This window comes from Deltaproteobacteria bacterium, from assembly GCA_018668695.1.
Lineage (GTDB): Bacteria > Myxococcota > XYA12-FULL-58-9 > XYA12-FULL-58-9 > JABJBS01 > JABJBS01.
On record JABJBS010000137.1, the window covers coordinates 1 to 20298 of the forward strand.

At 50.0% G+C, this 20298-nt stretch carries 17 protein-coding genes, 1 tRNA gene and 1 other RNA gene; 15 read left to right on the forward strand and 4 right to left on the reverse strand.

Going from position 1 to position 20298, the window contains the following annotated elements; genetic code table 11:
- Nucleotides 1-589: 589 nt before the first annotated feature.
- A complete protein-coding gene (pssA, locus tag HOK28_07475) occupies nt 590-1465 on the reverse strand; it encodes a CDP-diacylglycerol--serine O-phosphatidyltransferase (protein ID MBT6432915.1) in 876 nt (291 codons plus the stop codon).
- 48 nt (nt 1466-1513) lie between these two features.
- Entirely contained in the window at nt 1514-1813 is a 300-nt protein-coding gene (locus tag HOK28_07480) for a hypothetical protein (protein ID MBT6432916.1), read from the reverse strand.
- Nucleotides 1814-1872: 59 nt separating this feature from the next.
- On the opposite strand from HOK28_07480, the gene HOK28_07485 reads away from it, so the two are divergent.
- Together HOK28_07485 and HOK28_07490 are read left to right on the forward strand one after the other, a co-directional pair.
- On the forward strand, nt 1873-3021 hold the full coding sequence (locus HOK28_07485) for a hypothetical protein (protein ID MBT6432917.1): 1149 nt from the start codon (nt 1873-1875) through the stop codon (nt 3019-3021).
- Between the two features lie 51 nt (nt 3022-3072).
- A complete protein-coding gene (locus HOK28_07490) occupies nt 3073-4407 on the forward strand; it encodes a spore maturation protein (GenBank protein MBT6432918.1) in 1335 nt (444 codons plus the stop codon).
- Here HOK28_07490 and HOK28_07495 read toward each other — a convergent pair.
- Nucleotides 4404-5039, reverse strand: a complete 636-nt coding sequence (locus tag HOK28_07495) for a tetratricopeptide repeat protein (GenBank protein MBT6432919.1) — start codon at nt 5037-5039, stop codon at nt 4404-4406. The two genes, HOK28_07490 and HOK28_07495, sit on opposite strands and share 4 nt — an antisense overlap.
- A gap of 204 nt (nt 5040-5243) precedes the next feature.
- On the opposite strand from HOK28_07495, the gene HOK28_07500 reads away from it, so the two are divergent.
- Together HOK28_07500 and HOK28_07505 are read left to right on the forward strand one after the other, a co-directional pair.
- Nucleotides 5244-6041, forward strand: coding sequence for a type III pantothenate kinase (locus tag HOK28_07500; protein ID MBT6432920.1), 798 nt, complete (start codon nt 5244-5246; stop codon nt 6039-6041).
- Nucleotides 6038-7105 carry a hypothetical protein gene (locus HOK28_07505; GenBank protein MBT6432921.1) on the forward strand — a complete coding sequence of 356 codons (1068 nt, stop codon included), beginning with the start codon at nt 6038-6040 and terminating at the stop codon, nt 7103-7105. The genes HOK28_07500 and HOK28_07505 overlap by 4 nt, the downstream gene beginning before the upstream one ends.
- A gap of 20 nt (nt 7106-7125) precedes the next feature.
- Here HOK28_07505 and HOK28_07510 read toward each other — a convergent pair whose 3' ends face one another.
- A complete protein-coding gene (locus tag HOK28_07510) occupies nt 7126-7893 on the reverse strand; it encodes a M23 family metallopeptidase (protein MBT6432922.1) in 768 nt (255 codons plus the stop codon).
- Here HOK28_07510 and HOK28_07515 point away from each other — a divergent pair.
- The 11 genes from HOK28_07515 to HOK28_07565 all read left to right on the forward strand — a co-directional run.
- Nucleotides 7864-8343: a nucleoside deaminase gene (locus HOK28_07515; protein ID MBT6432923.1), complete on the forward strand. Its 480-nt coding sequence runs from the start codon at nt 7864-7866 to the stop codon at nt 8341-8343. The genes HOK28_07510 and HOK28_07515 overlap by 30 nt on opposite strands.
- A gap of 176 nt (nt 8344-8519) precedes the next feature.
- Nucleotides 8520-8616, forward strand: an RNA gene (gene ffs, locus HOK28_07520) — signal recognition particle sRNA small type.
- Nucleotides 8617-8619: 3 nt separating this feature from the next.
- A tRNA-Ser gene (locus HOK28_07525) sits at nt 8620-8707 on the forward strand.
- Between the two features lie 43 nt (nt 8708-8750).
- On the forward strand, nt 8751-10709 hold the full coding sequence (gene dnaX, locus HOK28_07530) for a DNA polymerase III subunit gamma/tau (protein MBT6432924.1): 1959 nt from the start codon (nt 8751-8753) through the stop codon (nt 10707-10709).
- Nucleotides 10710-10771: 62 nt separating this feature from the next.
- On the forward strand, nt 10772-11098 hold the full coding sequence (locus HOK28_07535) for a YbaB/EbfC family nucleoid-associated protein (GenBank protein ID MBT6432925.1): 327 nt from the start codon (nt 10772-10774) through the stop codon (nt 11096-11098).
- An 8-nt stretch (nt 11099-11106) separates the two neighbouring features.
- Nucleotides 11107-11733 (forward strand): recombination protein RecR, encoded by a 627-nt coding sequence (gene recR, locus HOK28_07540; GenBank protein MBT6432926.1) that lies wholly within the window; start codon nt 11107-11109, stop codon nt 11731-11733.
- A 126-nt stretch (nt 11734-11859) separates the two neighbouring features.
- The gene (locus HOK28_07545) at nt 11860-12318 is read left to right on the forward strand and encodes a roadblock/LC7 domain-containing protein (protein ID MBT6432927.1); all 459 of its coding nucleotides are present in this window, start codon (nt 11860-11862) and stop codon (nt 12316-12318) included.
- A gap of 20 nt (nt 12319-12338) precedes the next feature.
- Entirely contained in the window at nt 12339-12926 is a 588-nt protein-coding gene (locus HOK28_07550; GenBank protein MBT6432928.1) for a gliding-motility protein MglA, read from the forward strand.
- Nucleotides 12927-13130: 204 nt separating this feature from the next.
- On the forward strand, nt 13131-13796 hold the full coding sequence (locus HOK28_07555; protein MBT6432929.1) for a dihydrolipoamide acetyltransferase: 666 nt from the start codon (nt 13131-13133) through the stop codon (nt 13794-13796).
- Between the two features lie 40 nt (nt 13797-13836).
- A complete protein-coding gene (locus HOK28_07560; protein MBT6432930.1) occupies nt 13837-16692 on the forward strand; it encodes a tetratricopeptide repeat protein in 2856 nt (951 codons plus the stop codon).
- A gap of 29 nt (nt 16693-16721) precedes the next feature.
- Nucleotides 16722-20298 (forward strand): tetratricopeptide repeat protein (locus HOK28_07565; GenBank protein MBT6432931.1); only part of this gene is annotated, 3577 nt, incomplete at its 3' end.

Consider the following 20298-nt stretch of genomic DNA (forward strand, 5'->3'; position numbering starts at 1 on the left):
ATCACCTCCTTTCTAAGGAGTCACTAGAGTCTTCGGACTCGGACACCTAGGTCAGTCTCGCACGTGCATTTTTGTTTGTTATTCGGTTTTGAAAGACTCGGACGAGTCGAAAAAAGCAGCTCTCACGAGCTGCTTTTTTTTTGTCTAGATTTAGACTTTAGACTAGGTCTCCAGCAGGTTTGATAGCCCCTAGATTCGCGATTTTGCTCCTTACACTCGTTTTATAGAAGAGATTGAGCAGTGCATTTTAATGTGATGATTCAAGGCCAAGGCCTCACTTTGGTGGTTCATGGTGAGGATAGGGGAAGGTTCACGGCTCCTTTGTGAACCGGGCCGTTGAGGTGCAGAATTCGGAGGAAGCTAAATCCATTGCTCTTGACCCGGTAAGAATTGAGGCTACGAAAAAGTATGGAGAGTGAGCAGTAGCTATGGTCCTCGAGGTTCAATACCTGACAGAGATTGAGCCCTCAGGGAGTTCGGTGACCCCACAATGCTTTATTCTCTTTAACGAGCCGTCTAAGGCTAGGCCGTGGTGGAAGTTTTGGGGATAAGTGAGCGAGAGCAGGGCAGAATCGAGCGATTTTTGGACTCAGTGGCTGTCTTCACCTGAGAACGTGGTTTCAAAACCATCGTCTTCTATTTCTTCAAGTACATCGCATTCAGGATGTGCAGGGCGAGCGGTCACTTTACGCTTGAGCCGGATGACTTCTTCGATGAGCCCGAAGAGAATGTAGCCTGAGAAGTAAATCATGAAGGCGAATGATGCTTTGACGCCAATGGCCAAGCCAATAAAGCCGGCGAGGAGCGCACCGAGGATACTCATAGAAGTTGCGGTCGCTTTTACATTCTTAAAGTTACGGTAGCGAACATTGGAAACCATCAAAATACCAAGTGCTACGGTCATACCGATGACGAAGGTAAGCTTGATAGCGGGTTCAGCGAGGGTTTGTTGGTGGTACATGACCACGGAGCAGAGCATGCCGGCGGCCAGTGGAATCGGCACACCGGTAAAGTAGGACGAAGTGCCTTCTTCATGAGCAGCGAGAACATTGAACCTGGCGAGCCGGATAAGACCGCAGCCGAGGTAAATAAAGGCAGTGACGAGGCCAGCCATTCCCAGGGAGATGAGGCCCCATTTGTAGACGATCATCGCGGGGGCGACGCCGAAAGCAACAGCATCGGCCAAAGAATCAAGCTGCATGCCGAAATCTGATTGAGTTCTCGTTAGTCTGGCAACTCTTCCGTCGGCCATATCGAAAAAAGCGCTGAAAAAGACCGCAAGGCATGCACCGCTGAGCTCTTGAGGACCCGGAGTGCCTGAGATTAAGGCGATAGCATAGAGCCCACAAAATACGCTGGATAGAGTGAACAAGTTAGGCAGAACAAACATGGCTCGGCTTAGGTTGAGTCTTAGCCTTTTACGCTTGGTTGGAGCCGTTGGTTTATGAGAGCTGCCTGTAGTCATGCCTGAGGTATAACACCAATCTCGGGTTTAGGTAGAATGTCTTACCGGTTAATCGATCTGGGATAAGCCACATGCTGCAAGGTCGCCCTGGGCGAGCCTTTCGCACAAATCGTCGCCGGTACAGGTCGTGGATAGAAGATCTGAGCAGACGTTTTGTTGTTCTTGGCTGGGCCCTTCATCGGAGTCGTCGGTTAACGCTGAGATACAACTACGTTGTAATGTCTCCGTTGGCTCACACTTACAAACATCTTTTGCGAGGGTGAGGCAGGGGTTACCGCATGCGGAAATGAGAACAATTCCAACAAAACTTAAGATCAGAACGGAAAACTTATATATCTTAGATGACATTGAAGGTGGCTATATCTTTTTCTGGCTCGTCTCTGCAAGCAAAGGAAAGCACTTGGTGCATGAGTAATTTAACTGAGGCATACGTTTTGGGCTTAATGGCTGAAGTTGCCCACAAATTGCCCGTTGTTCAGCGAGACTTGGCGATGGCCGAGGACCGAGTCGCGGCTGTGGGCAGTGAGCTTGAGAAGGCCGCAGTGAACCATCAAGATGCTGCTCGAAGTGTGCGGGATTGCGAGGAAAATTCGCAACGGAATCAGAGAGAGCTGGCTGAATCAAATCAGGCCATCGCTGCACTTCACCAGGAATTGGCGGCCATTAAGCGCAAGATTGACGAAATTCAGAGTGAAATGGACCGCGAAGGTAAAGGTCAGATTTTTAGGCGGCTGCGACGAGAACGTGCGCGCCAACTAAATCTTCAAGATGAACGCGAGGAAAAGCTTAACGTCATACAAGAGCGGATTACGGAAATTCGAGGCGAATTGACGCAACTCGATGAGAAGGCCGCCCACGCCAACGATTCACTCTTAAACACCCGTGACGCGCTCGAAAGTCATCAGCAGGCGTTACCGGCGCCGGCGCTTTATACTCAAGTCTTTGAATTGGGACTTTCGGCCGCGCACTGTGAATTTTTCTTAGAACGTGATGGGAAGCAATGGTGCGAAAGTGTCGAGGAGTCGATTGGCTGGATGGTGACGCTCCATGAGGCATTGCGGGCAGGACGTTACCAGCTCGATCGCAACAGCCACTTTGTAGCGGGACGGTCCACGGCCAGTGCCGAGGCCATTTACGGGGCCATTGCGGTTGGGAAATTGGAACTTGCCGATACAATGTTTCGCAGCGTGACGGATCCAAATTTATTTTTCCACGAAATTTTTAATGTGTTTCGGGTCTGGTGTGCAGGCCTCTGGCTAACCGGAGATGTGCAGCGGTTGAGCAACCTTTTGGCACGGTATGAATTCAGCGAAGGGCTTCGAGGCGGCTACGTGCAAGCCTTTTTGGGTTTACTTGAGGCCGATACGGATAAGGTTTCAACGGGACTCAAGGATATTTGCCGTCACGAAATCGAACTTTGGCAGGATCCGAGTTTAAATCGTGGGCTTGGAGTTGTGAATCTTGGTGCCGTCGGCATCGCCCGATTGGCCCTCGATGCTGGGCTTCGGGTAGCGATTCCGGGTAACACGGTCCCGGATGAGCTGGTGGCGCGCTGATTGAACTCTCTGAGTTTTGAATTGTTCTAAGCCTTAAGCTATGACCCACCCATGTTGAATGCCATCTGGGTTGTTATGATCGTTATCGCCGTCATTTGCGGCGCACTTACCGGTACTCTTGATGCTGTAACCAAAGCGTCTATCGACTCGGCGAAAGCTGCGGTGGATTTGGCCATTGGTCTGGTTGGTATCATGGCCTTTTGGCTGGGGATGATGCGTATTTTGCATCATGGTGGCCTGCTACGAGATATGGCTAGTTTTCTCAAGCCGGTGATGGTCAGACTTTTTCCTGACGTTCCCCCAGAGCATCCCGCGATGAGTATGATGATTATGAACATCACCTCGAATATGTTGGGATTGGGCAATGCGGCTACGCCTTTTGGGCTTAAAGCCATGATTGAGATGAATAAGCTCAATAAAACACAAGGTGTGGCCACCAATTCAATGTGTTTGTTTTTAGCGATCAATACATCGGGACTTGCGATTTTTCCTTCGGGGATGATTGGATTGCGGGCCGCGGCGGGCGCTCAGTATCCGGGTTCGATTATTTTAACGACCATGATGGCGACGGCCATTTCGACAACGGTTGCCATTTTAAGTGCGCGGGTATTGTCTGGCTTGCCGATGTTCAAACGTGAAGCTTTAGTGACTTCCCAGGCTCAGGAAGTTCATAGCAACGATACTGAAATCTTGGCTCTCGACACTGAAGAAGCTGAAGCGTTGATGGTTGATGAGCAAGCTGAGGTTCCTGCCTGGCAAAAGCGGGCCGGTTATGGATTGGCTTTATCTGTAGCGGCAGCGCTTATTTATGCCTTGAATCAAAAAGCGACCGCTGTAGATGCCCCACCTTTGCTTGATGTATTTCGGGGTGTCTTGAGTGATTGGCTTTTGGTCGTCCTTTTGGTTTCGATTGTGATCTTCGGAGTCGTACGAGGCGTGAAGGTCTATGACGCCGTTGTTGAAGGCGGTAAAGAGGGCTTTGATGTTGCGTTGCGGATCATTCCATTCTTGGTTGCTATTTTGGTTGCGGTTGGAATGTTGCGTGCGTCTGGAGCCATTGGATTGATGGTTGGCGTGTTGGACCCATTCACCAGCATGATTGGAATGCCGGCCGAGACTTTACCTATGGCAATGCTAAGAACGCTATCTGGTTCGGGTGCCTATGGGTTGTCCAGTGAGATTATGGCTGTTCACGGTGCAGATTCTTTAATCGGTAATATTGTCTCGACCATGCAAGGAAGCACCGAAACAACGTTCTATGTTTTGGCGCTCTACTTTGGAGTTGCCCGTATCAAGGACAGCCGTCATGCGCTGCCAGCTTGCTTGCTAGCGGATATTGCAGGGGTACTGGGCGCCGTTTGGGCCTGTCATCTCTTGCTTAGCTAAGGTGCATCTCTCGATTTAAGAAGCGGTCGCATTTTACGACGCGGGCGAGGTTTAAGGACATTGGCTCTGTCGAATGCTTGTTTGGCTTTCTGTTGATATCCCTGCCGTTGGTAAAAATAAGCCAGTGTTAATTGATAGGCGAAGGCTTTGGGCTGAAGTTTAGTGAGCCGAACCAAAATAGCTTCAGCCTTAGACGTCATATTTTTCTCTTCATAAAGCCTGGCCAGATTCCCCAAAGCGCCCTCGTGTTTATTCTTCATCGCCAACACGGTCTCAAGTGTCTTGATCGCTTGACCGGTTTGCCCCTTTTGCTCTTGGCATTGCGCCTTGGAGATATAGGCATTGAGGTAGCTGGCGCGCAGTTCGATGGCGCTGTTGAATGCATCGAGTGCTTTTAAGCAGTTACCGCCAAGCTGGTATGCGAGGCCAAGTTGATGCTGTGCTCTGGGGTTTGTGGGAATCAACCGGGTGGCCTTGGAGAGGTGGCTGATTGCCCGTTTGGAGTTTGAGTCAGTATTAAGTGCCATTTGCCCTAGCTGGAGATGAACGAGGCCCCAGTCTGGATTTGAGCCGAGTAGAGTTTGAAAGTTTTGACGAGCCTTTGGGTAATTGCCGCCTCGCATGGCTTTCATTGCAATTGAAAAGGTCTTTTTTTGATCTTTTGAAATTTTACCCAATGTACGAGCCTCGAGATGGCTTGGCGAGGTTAGCCCCACAAGGCTAAACAGGAGTGCGAATAAGGGCTTGCGGATCATAATATCTGATAGTCGAGCCTTGTCCGGCGAGCAAGTACGCTGTGCTTGCGTGAACAGCTCAGGGCGAGGTAGGAGAAGAGTATGTTACTGGCAATAGATGTAGGAAACACTCAGACGGTTTTTGGTATTTTTGAAGGCGAACGACTTTGCCATCACTTTCGCCTTTCCAGCGGGCCCAGCCGAACCCATGATGAAGTGGGCGTCCTCCTGCGCGAAGTCCTCCACGACCGCGGTATTGCGATTGAAGCCATCGACGAAGTGGTCTTGGCAAGCGTCGTTCCTCCGCTGACCCGGGTTTTCGGGGATATGGCCCGTGAGCGCCTAAAATTAGAGCCGGTTATTGTCGGGCCAGGTATCAAAACAGGTATGCCCATTTTATACGACAACCCGCGCGAAGTAGGGGCCGACAGAATCGTGAATGGTGTAGCGGGTTTTGAGCGTTATAAAAACGCGGGTACCAGCGATCACGGCGTGATAATTGTTGATTTTGGTACTGCCACTACCTTTGATGTGGTCTCCCCCAAAGGTGAATATCTCGGAGGAGCCATCGCCCCGGGCGTTCATATTTCAACCGAAGCACTCTATCAAAATGCATCGAAGCTGCCGCGGGTAGCGCTGGAGCTTCCGCCGTCGGCTATTGGAAAGACCACGGTGACGAGTATGCAGGCCGGAATTCTTTATGGGTATATGGGTCTGGTTGATGGTATGATTGCTAGGATGCGAAAAGAGCTTAAGTTTCCGCTTAGAGTCATCGCCACCGGCGGCGTTGCCCGCTTAATTGCTGGCCACTCTCAATCAATTGAAGAAGTTGATGAGTTTTTGACGCTTTCAGGCCTGCGCCTAATCAGTGAACGTAACCGTGGGGGTGCTGGTCGATGAGCCAAAGCGAACTGCTTGAGAGTCTTGGAGAACAATATCACAAGCACTTAGCTCCTTCTGGCGGTCCAGCCCGAATGATGGCTGCACGAGGTATGGCGCCTTTGCCACCTCGAGAGCTCTTAATTGTCCTCTGCGGACTTTCAATCGACAGCGACGAAAAGTTATCAGCCTCGGCGGCTGCAAGCCTTGGCAAATTGCCCGATGACTTACTGGCGCCTGCTCTCGAAGGAGAGTTACCACCTTTGGCACTGGCGATAGCAACGCCGCACCTCAAAAACCGAGAGGGACTTCTCGAGAAGATTCTCCTGAATCAGAATACCGGCGATGAAGTCATTGCTGGCGTAGCGTCCGAATTATCTGAACCTCTTGCAGAGATTGTATTGGGTAACCAGGAACGTTGCCTTCGTTCTGAGCAAATAGTGTCTCAAATTCGTACCAATGGTTCGGTTTCGAGAGCCAGCCTTGACCGGATGTTCGACTTTTTGGTGCGCTCTGGTGTGATTTACGATGAGATGGCCGAGTTTGCCCAGGCTATGGGTCGTCTTTCCGCCAACGAAATGGAGCACTTTGCTGAGCTTGTCGAATTGCCTTCAGAGATGGGCGATTTTACAGAGGACGATGGGGCTGTTGAAGAAGATGATGATGGCCGCCGTGTTCCAATGCTCAAGCTGGTGGCTCAGTTGACCGCGGCCCAAAAGGTCGCTTTGGCTCTCAAGGGTAACCGCGAAGCACGCATGATTTTGATCCGTGATTCGAACCGAGTTGTTGCATCAGCTGCAGTACGAAACCCGCGTCTATCTGAAGCGGAAGTATTATCTGCGGCCCAAAACAGAAGTTTATGCGACGAGGTGATTCGTATCATCAGTAATAGTCGAGAAATGGTTCGTCCTTATCCCGTGAAGCTGGCCTTGGTTTATAACCCCAAGACACCTCTTGCCCTGGCGATGCGTTTTCTAAACTTGTTGCGGGCAGCAGATATTAAGAACTTGGCCAAATCTAAAGGTGTCCCTCAAGCCGTCGCGAAACAAGCTCAGCGCATTGCTGGGAAAAAGAAGCCGCGTTGATGATGAAGATGCGCGCTGCTTTAATCTGTAGAGAGCTTGGTTCCCAGAAGGTCTAAGGGATCTAGGTGTTCGCCAAACCGGGTGACCTCAAGGTGTAAGTGAGGACCAGTACTGCGGCCGCTGTTGCCCACGCGTCCAATAGAATGCCCCGACTCAATCCAGCTGCCTTGAACCACAGTAACCTGAGAGAGATGGCTGTAGCTTGTACGGTAACCGGCGATGTGTTGGATAACCACCCGGCGCCCATGTCCACCATTCCAACCCGCTAAGATGACGCGCCCTGCGGCGGTGCTTTGGACGACCGTGCCATACTCTGCCGACATATCAACGCCGTAGTGAAAGCCGGGACGTTTCTCCAATGGATCGGGGCGGGGTCCGTAGAGGCTGGTGATGCCGGTGGCGGCCAACGGCCAATCGAGGCTGATTGAAGTTGGTTTTAGATTGCGTTTGGGATGGAAGCGAACCCATTGTGGAGTTACCCAGCTTGGATCTTGTCGGGTTTTGGTCGGGGTTGAAGGATCTTCCGTAACCGTCCCGTTTTTACTATCTGCCGCCGATTCGAGAACAGGTGTGGGCTGGGGCAACATGGTGCCGCCCTGAGGCGCGTCTATTGGTGCTGGCCACGGCATTTTTTCGACGGCATGGCTACAACCACCCAGTAGGAGGCAAGCCATGATGAGCGTACGTTGCGACATCTTAAGAACGAGTATAATCCAAGCTGAGAAGATAGCCACTTGTTGATAACCCAGGAGCTCTCCATGGCCGAGCAGTATCAAGATGATGAACATTGGATGGGCCAGGCCCTTGAGGAAGCTCAGTTGGCCGCAGACAAGGGTGAAGTACCGGTAGGTGCCCTCGTGATTCACGAGGGGAAAGTCATTGCAAAAGCTCATAACCTACGGGAATTAAACAAAGATCCATTGGCTCACGCTGAATTATTAGCCATTGGAAAGGCAGCCGAAGAGCTCGGCCGCTGGAGGCTGATCGAGTGCACATTGTACGTCACATTGGAGCCATGCCCGATGTGTGCCGGAGCCATTGTGAACAGTCGACTCGATCGAATTGTTTACGGTGCGGGCGATCCAAGGGCGGGCGCGTGCGGGACAATTTTTAATATCGTGGAGGATGAACGGCTCAATCATCGCCCTGAAGTGGTCCGGGGAATTCTGAAAGAGCCGTGTTCGCAGATATTGTCTAAGTTTTTTAAGGACCTGCGCGCTAAACGAAAAGACCCCTAACTCCGCTCTCTACGCTTGTTTTTCTAGTCTGGTTGAATTAGACACCCGTCCCGGCCTGATTTTTGAGGCTGGATCTTCGAGGTGGTTTTGAGTTAGTCAAGCCAACTCACTTAGTGCTTAATGTGCTGAGTGTTGAGAATGACAATTTGATTCACGCAATATGCGTCTGTTTATGATGGTCCGGTCTCGGTGGCCGCTCTTCGTAAAATCCGCCAGGTCCGGAAGGAAGCAACGGTAGCGAAGATGTCGGGGTGCCGAGTAGCCGGGCCGTCACCTGGAGCGGTGACCGAGTGGCCGAAGGTGCACGATTGGAAATCGTGTGTACCGCAAGGTACCGAGGGTTCGAATCCCTCTCGCTCCGCCATTCGCATATTGCATAACCATCTACTTTTCTTGGGGGCCACAACGTGTCTTATCTTGCTTTAGCTCGTAAGTACCGTCCTCAGACTTTTGCCGACATTGTGGGTCAAGAGCACGTCGTTCGTACGCTGCAAAACTCAATTAAAATGGACCGAGTGCACCACGCCTTTTTGTTTACAGGTGCGCGCGGTGTTGGAAAAACGACAACAGCTCGTATTTTGGCGGCGGCGCTTAATGCTGAGGCCGGACCGAGCCTCGAGCCGTCGAGCGATGATCCAATCTGTGCAGAGATTGCAGCGGGGTCTTGTCCCGATTTACGAGAGATTGATGGAGCGTCGAATAACGGCGTCGACAATATCCGTGAGCTTATTGATAACGCGCGCTACCTACCGAGCCGCGCCCGTTACAAGATCTACATTATTGATGAAGTGCACATGCTTTCGAAGGGCGCGTTCAATGCGTTGCTTAAAATTCTCGAAGAACCACCACCCCACGTAAAGTTTATGTTTGCGACGACAGAGCCGCAGAAGATTCCGGTGACGATTTTAAGTCGTTGCCAGCGCTTTGATTTCCGCAAGGTTTCGGTGGGACAACTAACGAATCACTTGAAAAATGTTTTGGAAAAAGAGGCGCTCGAACTTGGACCTCAAGCCATCCACGCGGTGGTCAGAGAAGCCGAAGGCTCGGTTCGCGATGCGATGAGCTTATTGGACCAAGTCTTGAGCTTCACCGGGGGAGTGGCCGACGACGCTGCAGTCATTGATGCTTTGGGTATCGTAGATCGCCAAACCATTTTCGAACTCTTCCAAGCGCTTTTGGAAAAAAATGCAGACACGGTGCTCGCTGGCGTTGATAACCTCGATACGCGTGGCCACGACTTAGCTGATGTTTGTACGTTGCTGGTCGAGCATGTGCGCGATTTAATGGTGTTTAAGTCAGCTCAAGATGTGAAAAAAGTACTCGCTGATCGCTCACCAGGCGAGCTTGAGAATCTTTCCAAGCAAGCTGACATGTGTACCGTCGGACAGTTACATCGAATGTTTGCCATCATCGTGGACATGGCTGGAACTGTAACCCATTCATCCTTTCAACGGGTTAGTCTCGAAATGGGACTTCTGAGAGTTCTAGAGGTGGAACCCGCAACACGTGTGCAGGACCTGCTTGACCGTGTTGATAAACTGCTTGAAGGTGGGGGCCCAGGCTCGCCGGGAAAGCCTAAAGCGCAATCGGCGCATCCCGCATCGAAATCTGAGAAGGTCACATTAGCAGCGCCAGCGATAGAACAGCTAGCGAAGCCTGAACCGAAGCCCGAATCTGTACCCGCATCGAAGCCGCAACCACAAACCACGAAGCCTCCTGCGCCAGAACCGCAAAATCAAAGCCCTGCAGCTGCGCCAAAACAGCGAGTTGAGGAGCAACCGCCGATGCCAGTTCCCAGGGAAGAGTTGCAAGCGGCACCTCCTGCGGAGCCGATCGCTGAAGCCGAAGCGGAAGCTTTGGCGGATGATGAGAACTCTCAGGCTCCCGAATCACAAATCCCGAATCCGGAACCTGGGTGCTCAGCCGGTGTTTGTATCCAGCCAGAGCAAAAAGAAATGTATGCGCAATGGCAAACGTTGGTTTCATCTATTCTACAAGAAAACCCGTTTGTCGCCTCAATCCTTGAACATGCACGGCTGATTCAATTTGAGAAACAACAAACAGTGTTGGGTTTTGATGAGTCAGAAAACTTTTTCAATGAGGGCGCACGCCAAAGTGAAAACTTTGTGTTTATTCAGACCTTTATTTGTAAGCATTTCAATTTTCAGACGACCGTAAAATTACGCCGACTTAGCTCAGCTGAAGCTACCGACCATCCATCCCTTGCGCAGCTTAAAGAGGCGGAACTCAAGGAAGAGATCTCAACAATTGAAAAAGAAACACGTTCTGACCCACGGGTGTTGGATGCAGTCTCTATACTTGGCGGGAAAATTAAATCGGTTGTGGTTTTGAAATCAGAATCCTAGAATCATTGTTAATAGAAAACGTTGTTCTTTTGTTGGAAAAGGCGTGACGTCGGGAGTGAAACATGGACCTAAGTAAAATCATGGAAATGGCTGAGCAGATGCGTGGCCAGATGGAAAAAGCACAAAAAGAAGCTGCCAATGTAAAAGCTGATGGCGAAGCTGGTGGTGGCATGGTGAAGGTCACCATGAATGGGCGTCACGAAGTGGAAAAAGTGGTAATGGACCCAGCGATTCTTACGCCAGACCAAGCTGCGTTTGTGGAAGATTTGGTTCGCGCCGCGACCAATCAGGCTTCTTCAAAGATCTCAGAGTTGATGCAAAATCAAGCAGGCTCTATGGCCTCAGATATGGGGATCGACCTTTCGCAATTTGGTATTCCTAACAAGTAGGTACGTTTGTGTCGCAACCAGATCCCATTGAGAAATTGATTCTAGAGCTTGGTCGTTTACCGGGTATCGGTGAACGCACCGCCGCGCGCTTAGCTTTTTTCGTTTTGAAGCAAGCTCGGGACTCATCACGTTTTGATTTGCCACCCTTGGCCCGTGATTTAGCGGGAGCTTTGGTTGATGTTGTTGAGCAGGTGCGCCTTTGCGATGATTGCCAAAACTTATGCACGGCAGAGAAATGTCCGATTTGCTCAGATGCCCGTCGGGATCCGAGAGTCCTTTGTGTGGTTGAGGGCGTGGCTGATTTACGAGCAGTGGAAAGTTGTGGCGTGTTTCGCGGGCATTACCACGTTCTACATGGCTCGCTGGCACCTTTAGATGGAGTCGGCCCGGAAGAACTCAAGCTGCGAGATATTCTAGAGCGTGTTGACCAGGTGGGCTACAGCGAGGTCATTCTTGCAACGAATGCAACGGTTGAGGGAGACGCAACCGCTTTGTACATCGCCCGATTGCTCAGAGGCAGTGAAGTACAAGTCACAAGACTGGCCAGTGGTGTACCGCTGGGTGGAGAACTCGAGTATTTGGACCACGCCACACTTGGCCGTGCGTTGAGCGCTCGCCAAAGTTTTGATTCGTAACCAACTGGTGGCTTTGTTGCGCCCGGGCGTTCTTATTTGTACAGTCAAATTCCTAAGATCGCGTTGGATAAACCCATAGGTCACAGTCGCAGGAGATGAGGAATTTTGGCTTTGCGCTCAACCAGCATGCACGAAGAGGAGCATCAGGAAATTTCTGAGCTTTGTGGTGCTTTGCAACGTTCCGCAAATGCACGTGCGGTGATGTTGGTGGACCGAAATGGTCAGTTTATCACCAGCCACGGCGAAGTTGAGCATCTCGACTTAACCTCACTGGCGTCGCTGACTGCAGGTAATATGGCGGCTACAAGTGGTTTGGCTCGGCTTATGGGGGAGAAAGAGTTTCCCAACATTTTTCATGAGGGCGAAAAAGACCATCTTCATTTATCGATTGTTGGGCAGCGGGCCATTTTGGTTGTGATGTTTGATAGGCGAAGTAGCTTAGGCTTGGTTCGATTACGTGTTAAACAAACAACAGTACTTTTGAATGGCGTTTTTGAGGCTATGCAAACGCGTTCAGAAAAAAGTACTCCCCAGTCACCGCTGGCCGGTGTGACTGATGCTGAGATCGATAATCTTTTTAAGTAGGCGGGAGCCGCAGGTAAGTTATGTCTTTCATTAATTACAGCGCCAAAGAGATCAACTGCAAGATCGTCTATTACGGGCCTGGTTTGTGCGGGAAGACCACGAACCTTCAATATATCTACAATCGCACGAACCCCAATGCTCGCGGAAAGATGATTTCCCTGGCCACCGAGACCGAGCGAACCCTCTTTTTCGACTTTCTTCCTTTGGCGTTAGGTGAGATCCGCGGATTCAAGACCCGTTTTCACCTTTATACGACGCCTGGTCAGGTATTTTACGATGCGAGCCGAAAACTCATTCTCAAAGGTGTGGATGGTGTTGTTTTTGTGGTCGATAGCCAAATTGACCGAATGGAAGCAAATCTTGAGTCACTTGAGAACCTTGAGGAAAATTTGATTGAGCAAGGCTACGACTTGGCGACGCTTCCGTTCGTTCTTCAATATAACAAACGAGATTTGGCGAATATTCTGTCTGTGGAAGAGCTCAAAGAGATGTTCAACCCCAACGGAGTTCCTCAGTTTGAGGCTCAAGCAAGCACCGGTGAAGGGGTCTTTGATACCCTCAAAGGTATCGCCCGTAAGGTTCTGATCGAGCTCAAAAAGGGCGGTTGAAGGATTCGCTCCGAATACGCGATCCTTAAATGAGCATAACTCATTATTATTATAGGTATTTTTTGCATCGATTTGACCTCAGTGGCTGGCAGAGTTAACCTAGGCGGGAATTGATATGCGGATGATTAAATATTCGAGCCACAAGGGTTTGGATAAGGAAATTGTTCGTTGAATGGGTGCTTAACTGCACTTTTGGATAAGTCCATGAAAATGCATAGTATTCGGTTTGGGATATTGGCGATTTTAGTCACCGTTTTGAGTCTTGCGGCCCCTGTCTCTGCGCAAACAACTGGGGTCTCCGGTGACAAACCAGCATATAACCTGAAACTTCGAGACATCGAAGAGCGGGTAAACGATCTCAAAGAGAAAATCTTCCAGAGTAAAGCTCGCCTCATTCAGCTGCAAGAGGTGGTTCTTCACGGAACAATTTCTGGCGCGAAGGCCAAAGTAGTCCACCGCAACGAGATGGGCGCTTCGTTTAGCTTGGCGCGTGCTCAGTATTCACTCGACGGAACGCCAATCTTCAACCGACGTGACAGCGGCGAAGGTGAACTCGCAGATGCCGATGAAATCGAGATCTTCAACGGAACCGTCGCTCCTGGTAACCACCAGATTTCAGTTTATCTGGAATACCGCGGTAACGGATTCGGTATTTTCTCGTACTTAAACGATTACAAGTTCAAAATTAAGTCCAGTTACACCTTTACGGCCGAAGAAGGCCGGATTACTTCGGTCCGCGTTGTCGGTTTTGAAAAGGGTGGAATCACAACTGAGCTGACCGAGCGACCTACCGTTCGCTACGACATCGAAACAACGCGAGCCTTCCGCAAAGAAGACGCTACGAACGAAGATGAATCAGCGAACCAGTAATTGGGTCTGATTCACCATTGGTACGGGGATGAAAAGCTGCATGCCATCGCTTCGCACGACACATTGGGTTTGGGTGATAGCCTGTGGGTTATTACTTGGACCGGGAAACCTCAGGGCGGCTGACGAAGAATCCAGCGATTCTGAGATTGTAGATACTCGGCCATCACCCGAAGTCGAATTTCAAATAGTCCAAAATCAAATTCTTGCTTTGGGCTTGAGCATGAAGACTCTTGCGACCGACTATACAAATGTAAAGATTTTCAAGGGTGACAAGATCTTTGCAGAACGGCTCACAGATAGTGAAGTCCTCTTTCTGCTGAAAGATTATCAACGCTCTTGTTTTGCTCTTCATGGACTCGTCAATGACCCGATGAACCGAAATGAGCAGGGTTACCCCAAGGCTCTTTACTACATGGCCGAATCACAGTTCCAAACTGGAAATTTCGTAGCGGCTAAACGTTACTTCGGCGAATTGATTGAGCGCGGCGATAAAACCTTTCTGATCGACTCTATTCGCCGCCTCGTTGAGATTGCGGATATGCGCCACCAGTGGGAAGGCCTTGAAAAGTATTTTGACCTCTTGCGAAACCAGGGCAACTTGGCCCCTGCAGTTGTTTACAGCACGGTCAAAAGCCTCCTGAAGCAAAATAAGCCGGAACTTGTACCGGATATGGTCAACAGCGTTGACCCGAAGCACTTCTTGTACCCTAAGATTCGATATTTTTACGGTGTTGCTTTGATTGAGCTATCTCGAGCACAGCAAAAACCTGAATTGATGATGGAAGCCGCTCAGGTATTCGAGGAGCTAACAAGAATCGCGGATACCTTCCCAGATGCTGCCGATATTAAAGATTTAGCGGCGATGAACCGGGCACGTATCTTGTTGGAAACAGGTATGCTGACCGAATCCAAAGACAGCTATCAATTCATTGCACGAAATAGCCCTTACTTCGAAGAGGCTATGTATGAAGTCACTTGGGCGTATGTGGAAGCCGCTTCCAGGGCAGAGACTATGGAAGAACGGGTCGCTGAATACCGTAGAGCACTTAACACCATCGAAATACTCTTGGTGTCTGTATCTGATGCACGGATTGCCGCCGAAGCCCGAATCCTTATGGGCAATATCTACATCTGGTTGGGCCGCTTTAATGAAGCCTTGGATGTGTTCTCTCAGGTAACTGACAAGTACAGCCCGATTCGTGATGACCTCACTATGGTTCAGAATAAGATGGTTGATCCCGTCGAATACTATGAAGAGCTTGCTGTGAAGAGTGAAACCGGAAGCGGTTATATTCCAGAAATGGCCCTAGAATGGGCAAGCGAAGAGCAACACTTACAAGAAGCAATGGCTGTGGTGAGCGACCTCGACGACGCCGAGAAGATGGTTAACGAATCGAGTGAAATCGTAGAGAACATGCTCAAAATGCTCTCTGACGACGAGAACGCGGCATTTTTTCCAGGGCTTCAGCCTGCTCGTGCTCGAACTATGGAGCTTGAGAACAGCCTGGTGACCGTCACAAAGCGATTGCTTGAAGTTGAACGCCGCTTGGTACTCGAACATCTTTCTCCAGAACGCCGAAAAGAGCTTGAGCTTATCTTGGCCGAGCGGGAACGGTTAGAGCCAGACTACCAAAACCTACCGAAGAGCCAGGAAGACTACGAGAGCCGTGCAGGCCGAATGCGTGTGCGCATGAAAGGTGTTCAAAAAGAAGCGTTTCGTCTTCAATGGTCATTGGAAGAGCAACGACGTGAGCTTGTTGGTCTAAGACGCTGGCTCAATGCGAACCCAGACAGCCTTCCATTCGAGGATGAAGCCATCTTCAGAAGTCGTGTTCAGCAAATTGATCAGCAAATCCTCGAAATGGAAACCCTTCAAAAGGGTTTGGTTCAGGACATCAAGCGTGAGCAAACCCTGGTTTCGGTAACCACGGCAGAGGCTGTGGAAGAAGATGAACTTCGTGCTCGTTATGAAGCGACTCTCGCTCGTGAGCGAGAAATTCTTTCAGTTGGTCAAATGTACCTCGTTGGAAAGAATATAGCAGGAGCCGAAAATACTGGTTCGACAATGCGCGTATCTAACGAGATGAAGGACCTAATCGCCGAACGTAAGTTGATTGACGCGAAAAAAGCAGGTGTCCAAGCTCGGCTAAAAGATGCACGGCAACAAGTTTACAAGTTTCGTTGGACGCTCATGGATCAAAAGCGCGAAGTCGCGCGGATTCGTAAGTGGATCAAAAACAACCCTGAATTTGTCGCCGATAAAGCGGCCAATTCGGATTTTCGAGTGCGCTTAGATGAGGTTGCTTCAGTCATTGAACAACTTTTAAGCAGCCAAGATGGTTTCGAAAAGGAAGTTGTACGAGATGAAGTCATCGATGTTGTGATGCTGGCTCTTAAGGCTGAAGAAGACGAACTGGATATTCGGTACCAACAGACCTTCGAACGTGAACGTGATTTGCTGATGAACTCAGGAGTTAACGGTGAAGACTCCGGTTTAGCTCTGGTGCTGGCGATCGAGAAATCTCGCTCGGATGCGGCCAGGTTAAACGACCAGTTATTAAAATTTAAGACCTACCTGAAGGAAGCTGGCGGAACCAAAGCCCGTGAAATGAAGGTACAGCTGGCGCGTGAGCAACGAGCTATCAGCGACCAATATAAGGCTCTTACGCTCGCACGAGGCAATGCAAAGCGTCTTGTGGGTGAAATCGCCGCAGTTTCGATTGCCGCGGTTCAAAAGCGCTTTCAAAATATCGTGATGCGAGGTGATGTTGGGATCTTGGATGTTGCATGGCAACTCAAGGAACTCCAAACCAAAGACATCGAAACAAAATTGGCAGAACAGCGACGTGAGTTGAAGCAACTCGATGAGCAGTTCAAGTCGGTTCTTGAGGAATGATGAACGCACGAGGATTGATAGGGGCCTGTGTGGCCGCATCTTTAGCGATGGGAATCTGGGCCGGTGGTGCTCTTGCGCAGGAAAACGCGCCGACTGCTGTGAAGAAAACAAAAGCCGAAGACAATGGCTCTCCACTTTTGGGGCCCGGACTTCAGGCTCCCGAGGCAAACTATACCGAAGCTGAAAAAGCCGAACTTAAAGCGCTTGAGGATTTAGTTCGCCGTTTCTCGGATTCTGCCGAGTCATATAGAAGTTCCGCTCGACAGCTCATTGAATATAAGTTCAGCAAGAAAAGAAACTTACTTGTCGATTACTACGAAGACGCGGTGGTGCAGCTTGAAGAAGAGCAACGGCTGAACCGACTCCAAGCAATCGAACAATTCGAGAAGTTTGTTAAGAGTCACCCCGACGGTGATGCCTATACAGCCGATGCAATGTTTCGCTTGAGCGAGCTTTATTACGAGCGATCATACGACGAATATCTCCAAGCCAACGATGATTTTGAAGTTGCCCTGGAAAGCTGGGACCCTGATTCTGGCGTGGAAGAACCCGAGCTACCTGGATACGAGTTTCAGCCGACCATCGCTATGATGCAGCGACTGATAACGGAATACCCTGATTACCGACTTGTAGACGGCGCGTATTATCTGCTGGGCTATTGCCTGGGAGAGCAGGGTGAGGAAGATGGTTCTTTAAATATTTTTGAGGATCTCGTTGCTCAGGTTCCAAACAGCCAATTTAGCCCAGAAGTTTGGATGCGAATTGGTGAGTACCATTTCGGTGGAAGCGACCTAGAACAAGCTCGTGATTCGTTCCAAAAGGTCTTGCCGCACTACGACTCCGCTTTTTATGACAAAGCACTCTATAAACTGGCGTGGACCCACTTTCGGTTAGCCGATCCAATCGACTCACCGCAGGAGTTCGATAAGAGCGTTTCTTACTTTCTTGAGTTACTCGACTTCAACGTGAAGACCGCTGCTGAAGGTGCGGAACGCGGTAGCGAACTCCTGAAAGAATCCAAGCAATACGTAGCGATTGCCTACGCCGATGAGACCTGGGGCGGTCTAGAAAAAATGCTCTCTCTGATCGATGGCCGTGATGATAAGCCATATAACCGAGACCTTTTTTCTGCACTTGGCAGTGTGTATTTCGACCAAACGCTATTTGATAAAGCCGTTGAGGTTTTTGAAATCATTCAAAATCGTTACCCAGACCATCCAGAGGCTCCTAAAGTTCAAGAGCAAATCATGACTGCTTTTGAGCGGCAGCGAAACTTTGAAGGTCTTGCGAAGGCACGTGATGTTCTTACGGCAAACTTCAGCCCAGGCGGCGCATGGTTTGAGACCAATAAAGACAATCTTGATGCCCTTATTTATGCCGAAGATCTATCTCGTCGTTCACTTTACGCTGCGGCTGTTTTCTACCACGAGCAAGCACAGGCGTATGAAGATTCGGGCGATTTCGAATTGGCAACCGAAACCTATCGACGTGCCTCGGAAGGTTACAGCGATTACCTAGGCCGTTACCCACACGATAAGCAGCTTTATGAGTTAACTTATTACTTGGCGGATACCCTCTACTATTCTCAGGCATTCGACGAAGCCGTTACCTACTTTGAACGAGTACGTGACAGCGGTATGAACGATGACTTTGTTATAGATTCTGCTTCCAACGCAGTGTTTGCCTATGAAAATGGCATCAAAGTAGCTGTCATGCGCGGTGATTTTGAAGAGTTCACCATCAAGACAAGTGCTGAACGTGAAGAAGGCGTCGAAATTGTTCCGCAGCCTATCCCGGAACGTTACGCCAACCTGATTTCAGCAACCGATGCGCTTGGCCGTATGAAGCCAGATGATGAGAACCTGGCCGGTTTCCTCTACAAATCAGCACAAATTAATCTTGGCTACGACCACCTCGATGAAGCACTCACCCGCTTCCAAGACGTCTTGTTGAAGTATCCAACCAACGATGAGACCGCTAGCTTTTCAGTTGAATCGATCGTTGATATTTACCAGACCAAACGTGATTACAGCTCGGTGGTTGCGTTCACCAAGCAGGTTATCGACGACGAGAATTTCGCTCAATTACCTGACCTTCTAAGCTCGCTCCAGGGCTATCGAACGGGTGCTCAGTTTATGGTTGCTCAAGAGCTCGCTGGTAGCGACAAGCATGATGATGCATCTGCTCTCTATGTTGCCTTGGTCGACGAGAACCCAACGTACGCAAATGCCGATTCTGCTTTGAACAACGCCGCCGTTTCTTTTGAGAAGAACAAGCGCTTTGATTCTGCCATGAAAATGTATCAGCGCATTGTCGATGAGTACCCGCAGTCGCCGCGTGCTGATGCCTCATTATTCCGAGTTGGTGTAAACGCACAGAACTTCTTCGACTTTGACTCTGCCCTGAAAACTTACCAGAAGTTGGTTAAAGATTATCCAAACTCGGAGAGCCGAGCGGATGCTTTTTACAACGTAGCTTTCGCCTTGGAGCAGATGCAGCAATACAAGAAGGCCGCTAGGCAGTACCTCAAGTATTGTGATGTCTTTCCCGATCGAGACGACGCACCTGAGGTTTGTTTCCGAGCTGGTGAAGTTTACGAGAAGATGGATGATCCAAAGAGAGTCCTCTCAACGTATGCTAACTTCATCAAGCGTTATGCGAAAAACGAACTTCACCGCGACCGCGTCTTGGAAGCCCATTTACGGATGGCGAAGACCTACGAGAAGCTGGGTAAGCGACGAGACTTAAAGAAGGCCAGAGAAAAGTACGAAACAATCATCGAAGAGTACAACGCAAAACCAGAGGATAAATCAGCTCTGTATGCGGCAGAAGCCGAGTTTAAGTTACTCGAGCCTGACTACGACAAGTTCGCCAGTTTTGAGCTTAAGGGCAGTGATGAAGTTCAGCAAAAAGCCCTGCTTGAACAAATGGAGTCTATCAAAGACTTGGGTAAGAGTTACAAAGGCATCCTACGCTTCAAACAAGTTGAATGGATGTTGGCAGCACTTTACCGTCAGGCGAATCTCTATCAGCTCTTGATGAAGCAGATGTTTGATTCGGAATGTCCTCCTGAGTACAAGAAATTGGCCAAGGACATGGACCTCTACGTTGAAGACCTTTGCGACGAGCGAAAAGTCTTACTTGAGGAACAAGCAGTTGCTCTCGAAGATGCAGCGGTACAGCAATACGAGTCAGTCATTGAACGTTCGCGTGAGTATCAAATTGCGAACAAGTGGACGAAGTCTACTTTGGTCGCATTGAACGAGCTTCGTAAGAGCGAGTGGCCATTACAAAAAGATGCCAAGCGCTATGTTGAGCCCATCGCATTTGGGACACCTGGCCTAGTAAGCCTGGACGGAACGAATTACACACCACCAGCACCAGAGCCGGTGGTTGAAGCAGAAGAGCCCGCTCCCGAAGGCGAAGCCACTGCCCCTGAAGCTGCGGCCGAAGGCGAAGCCACTGCCCCTGAAGCCGCTCCCGAAGGCGAAGCCACTGCTCCTGAAGCTGCTCCGGAAGGTGAAGCCACTGCTCCTGAAGCTGCTCCTGAAGGTGAAGCCACTGCCCCTGAAGCCGCTCCCGAAGGCGAAGCCACTGCTCCTGAAG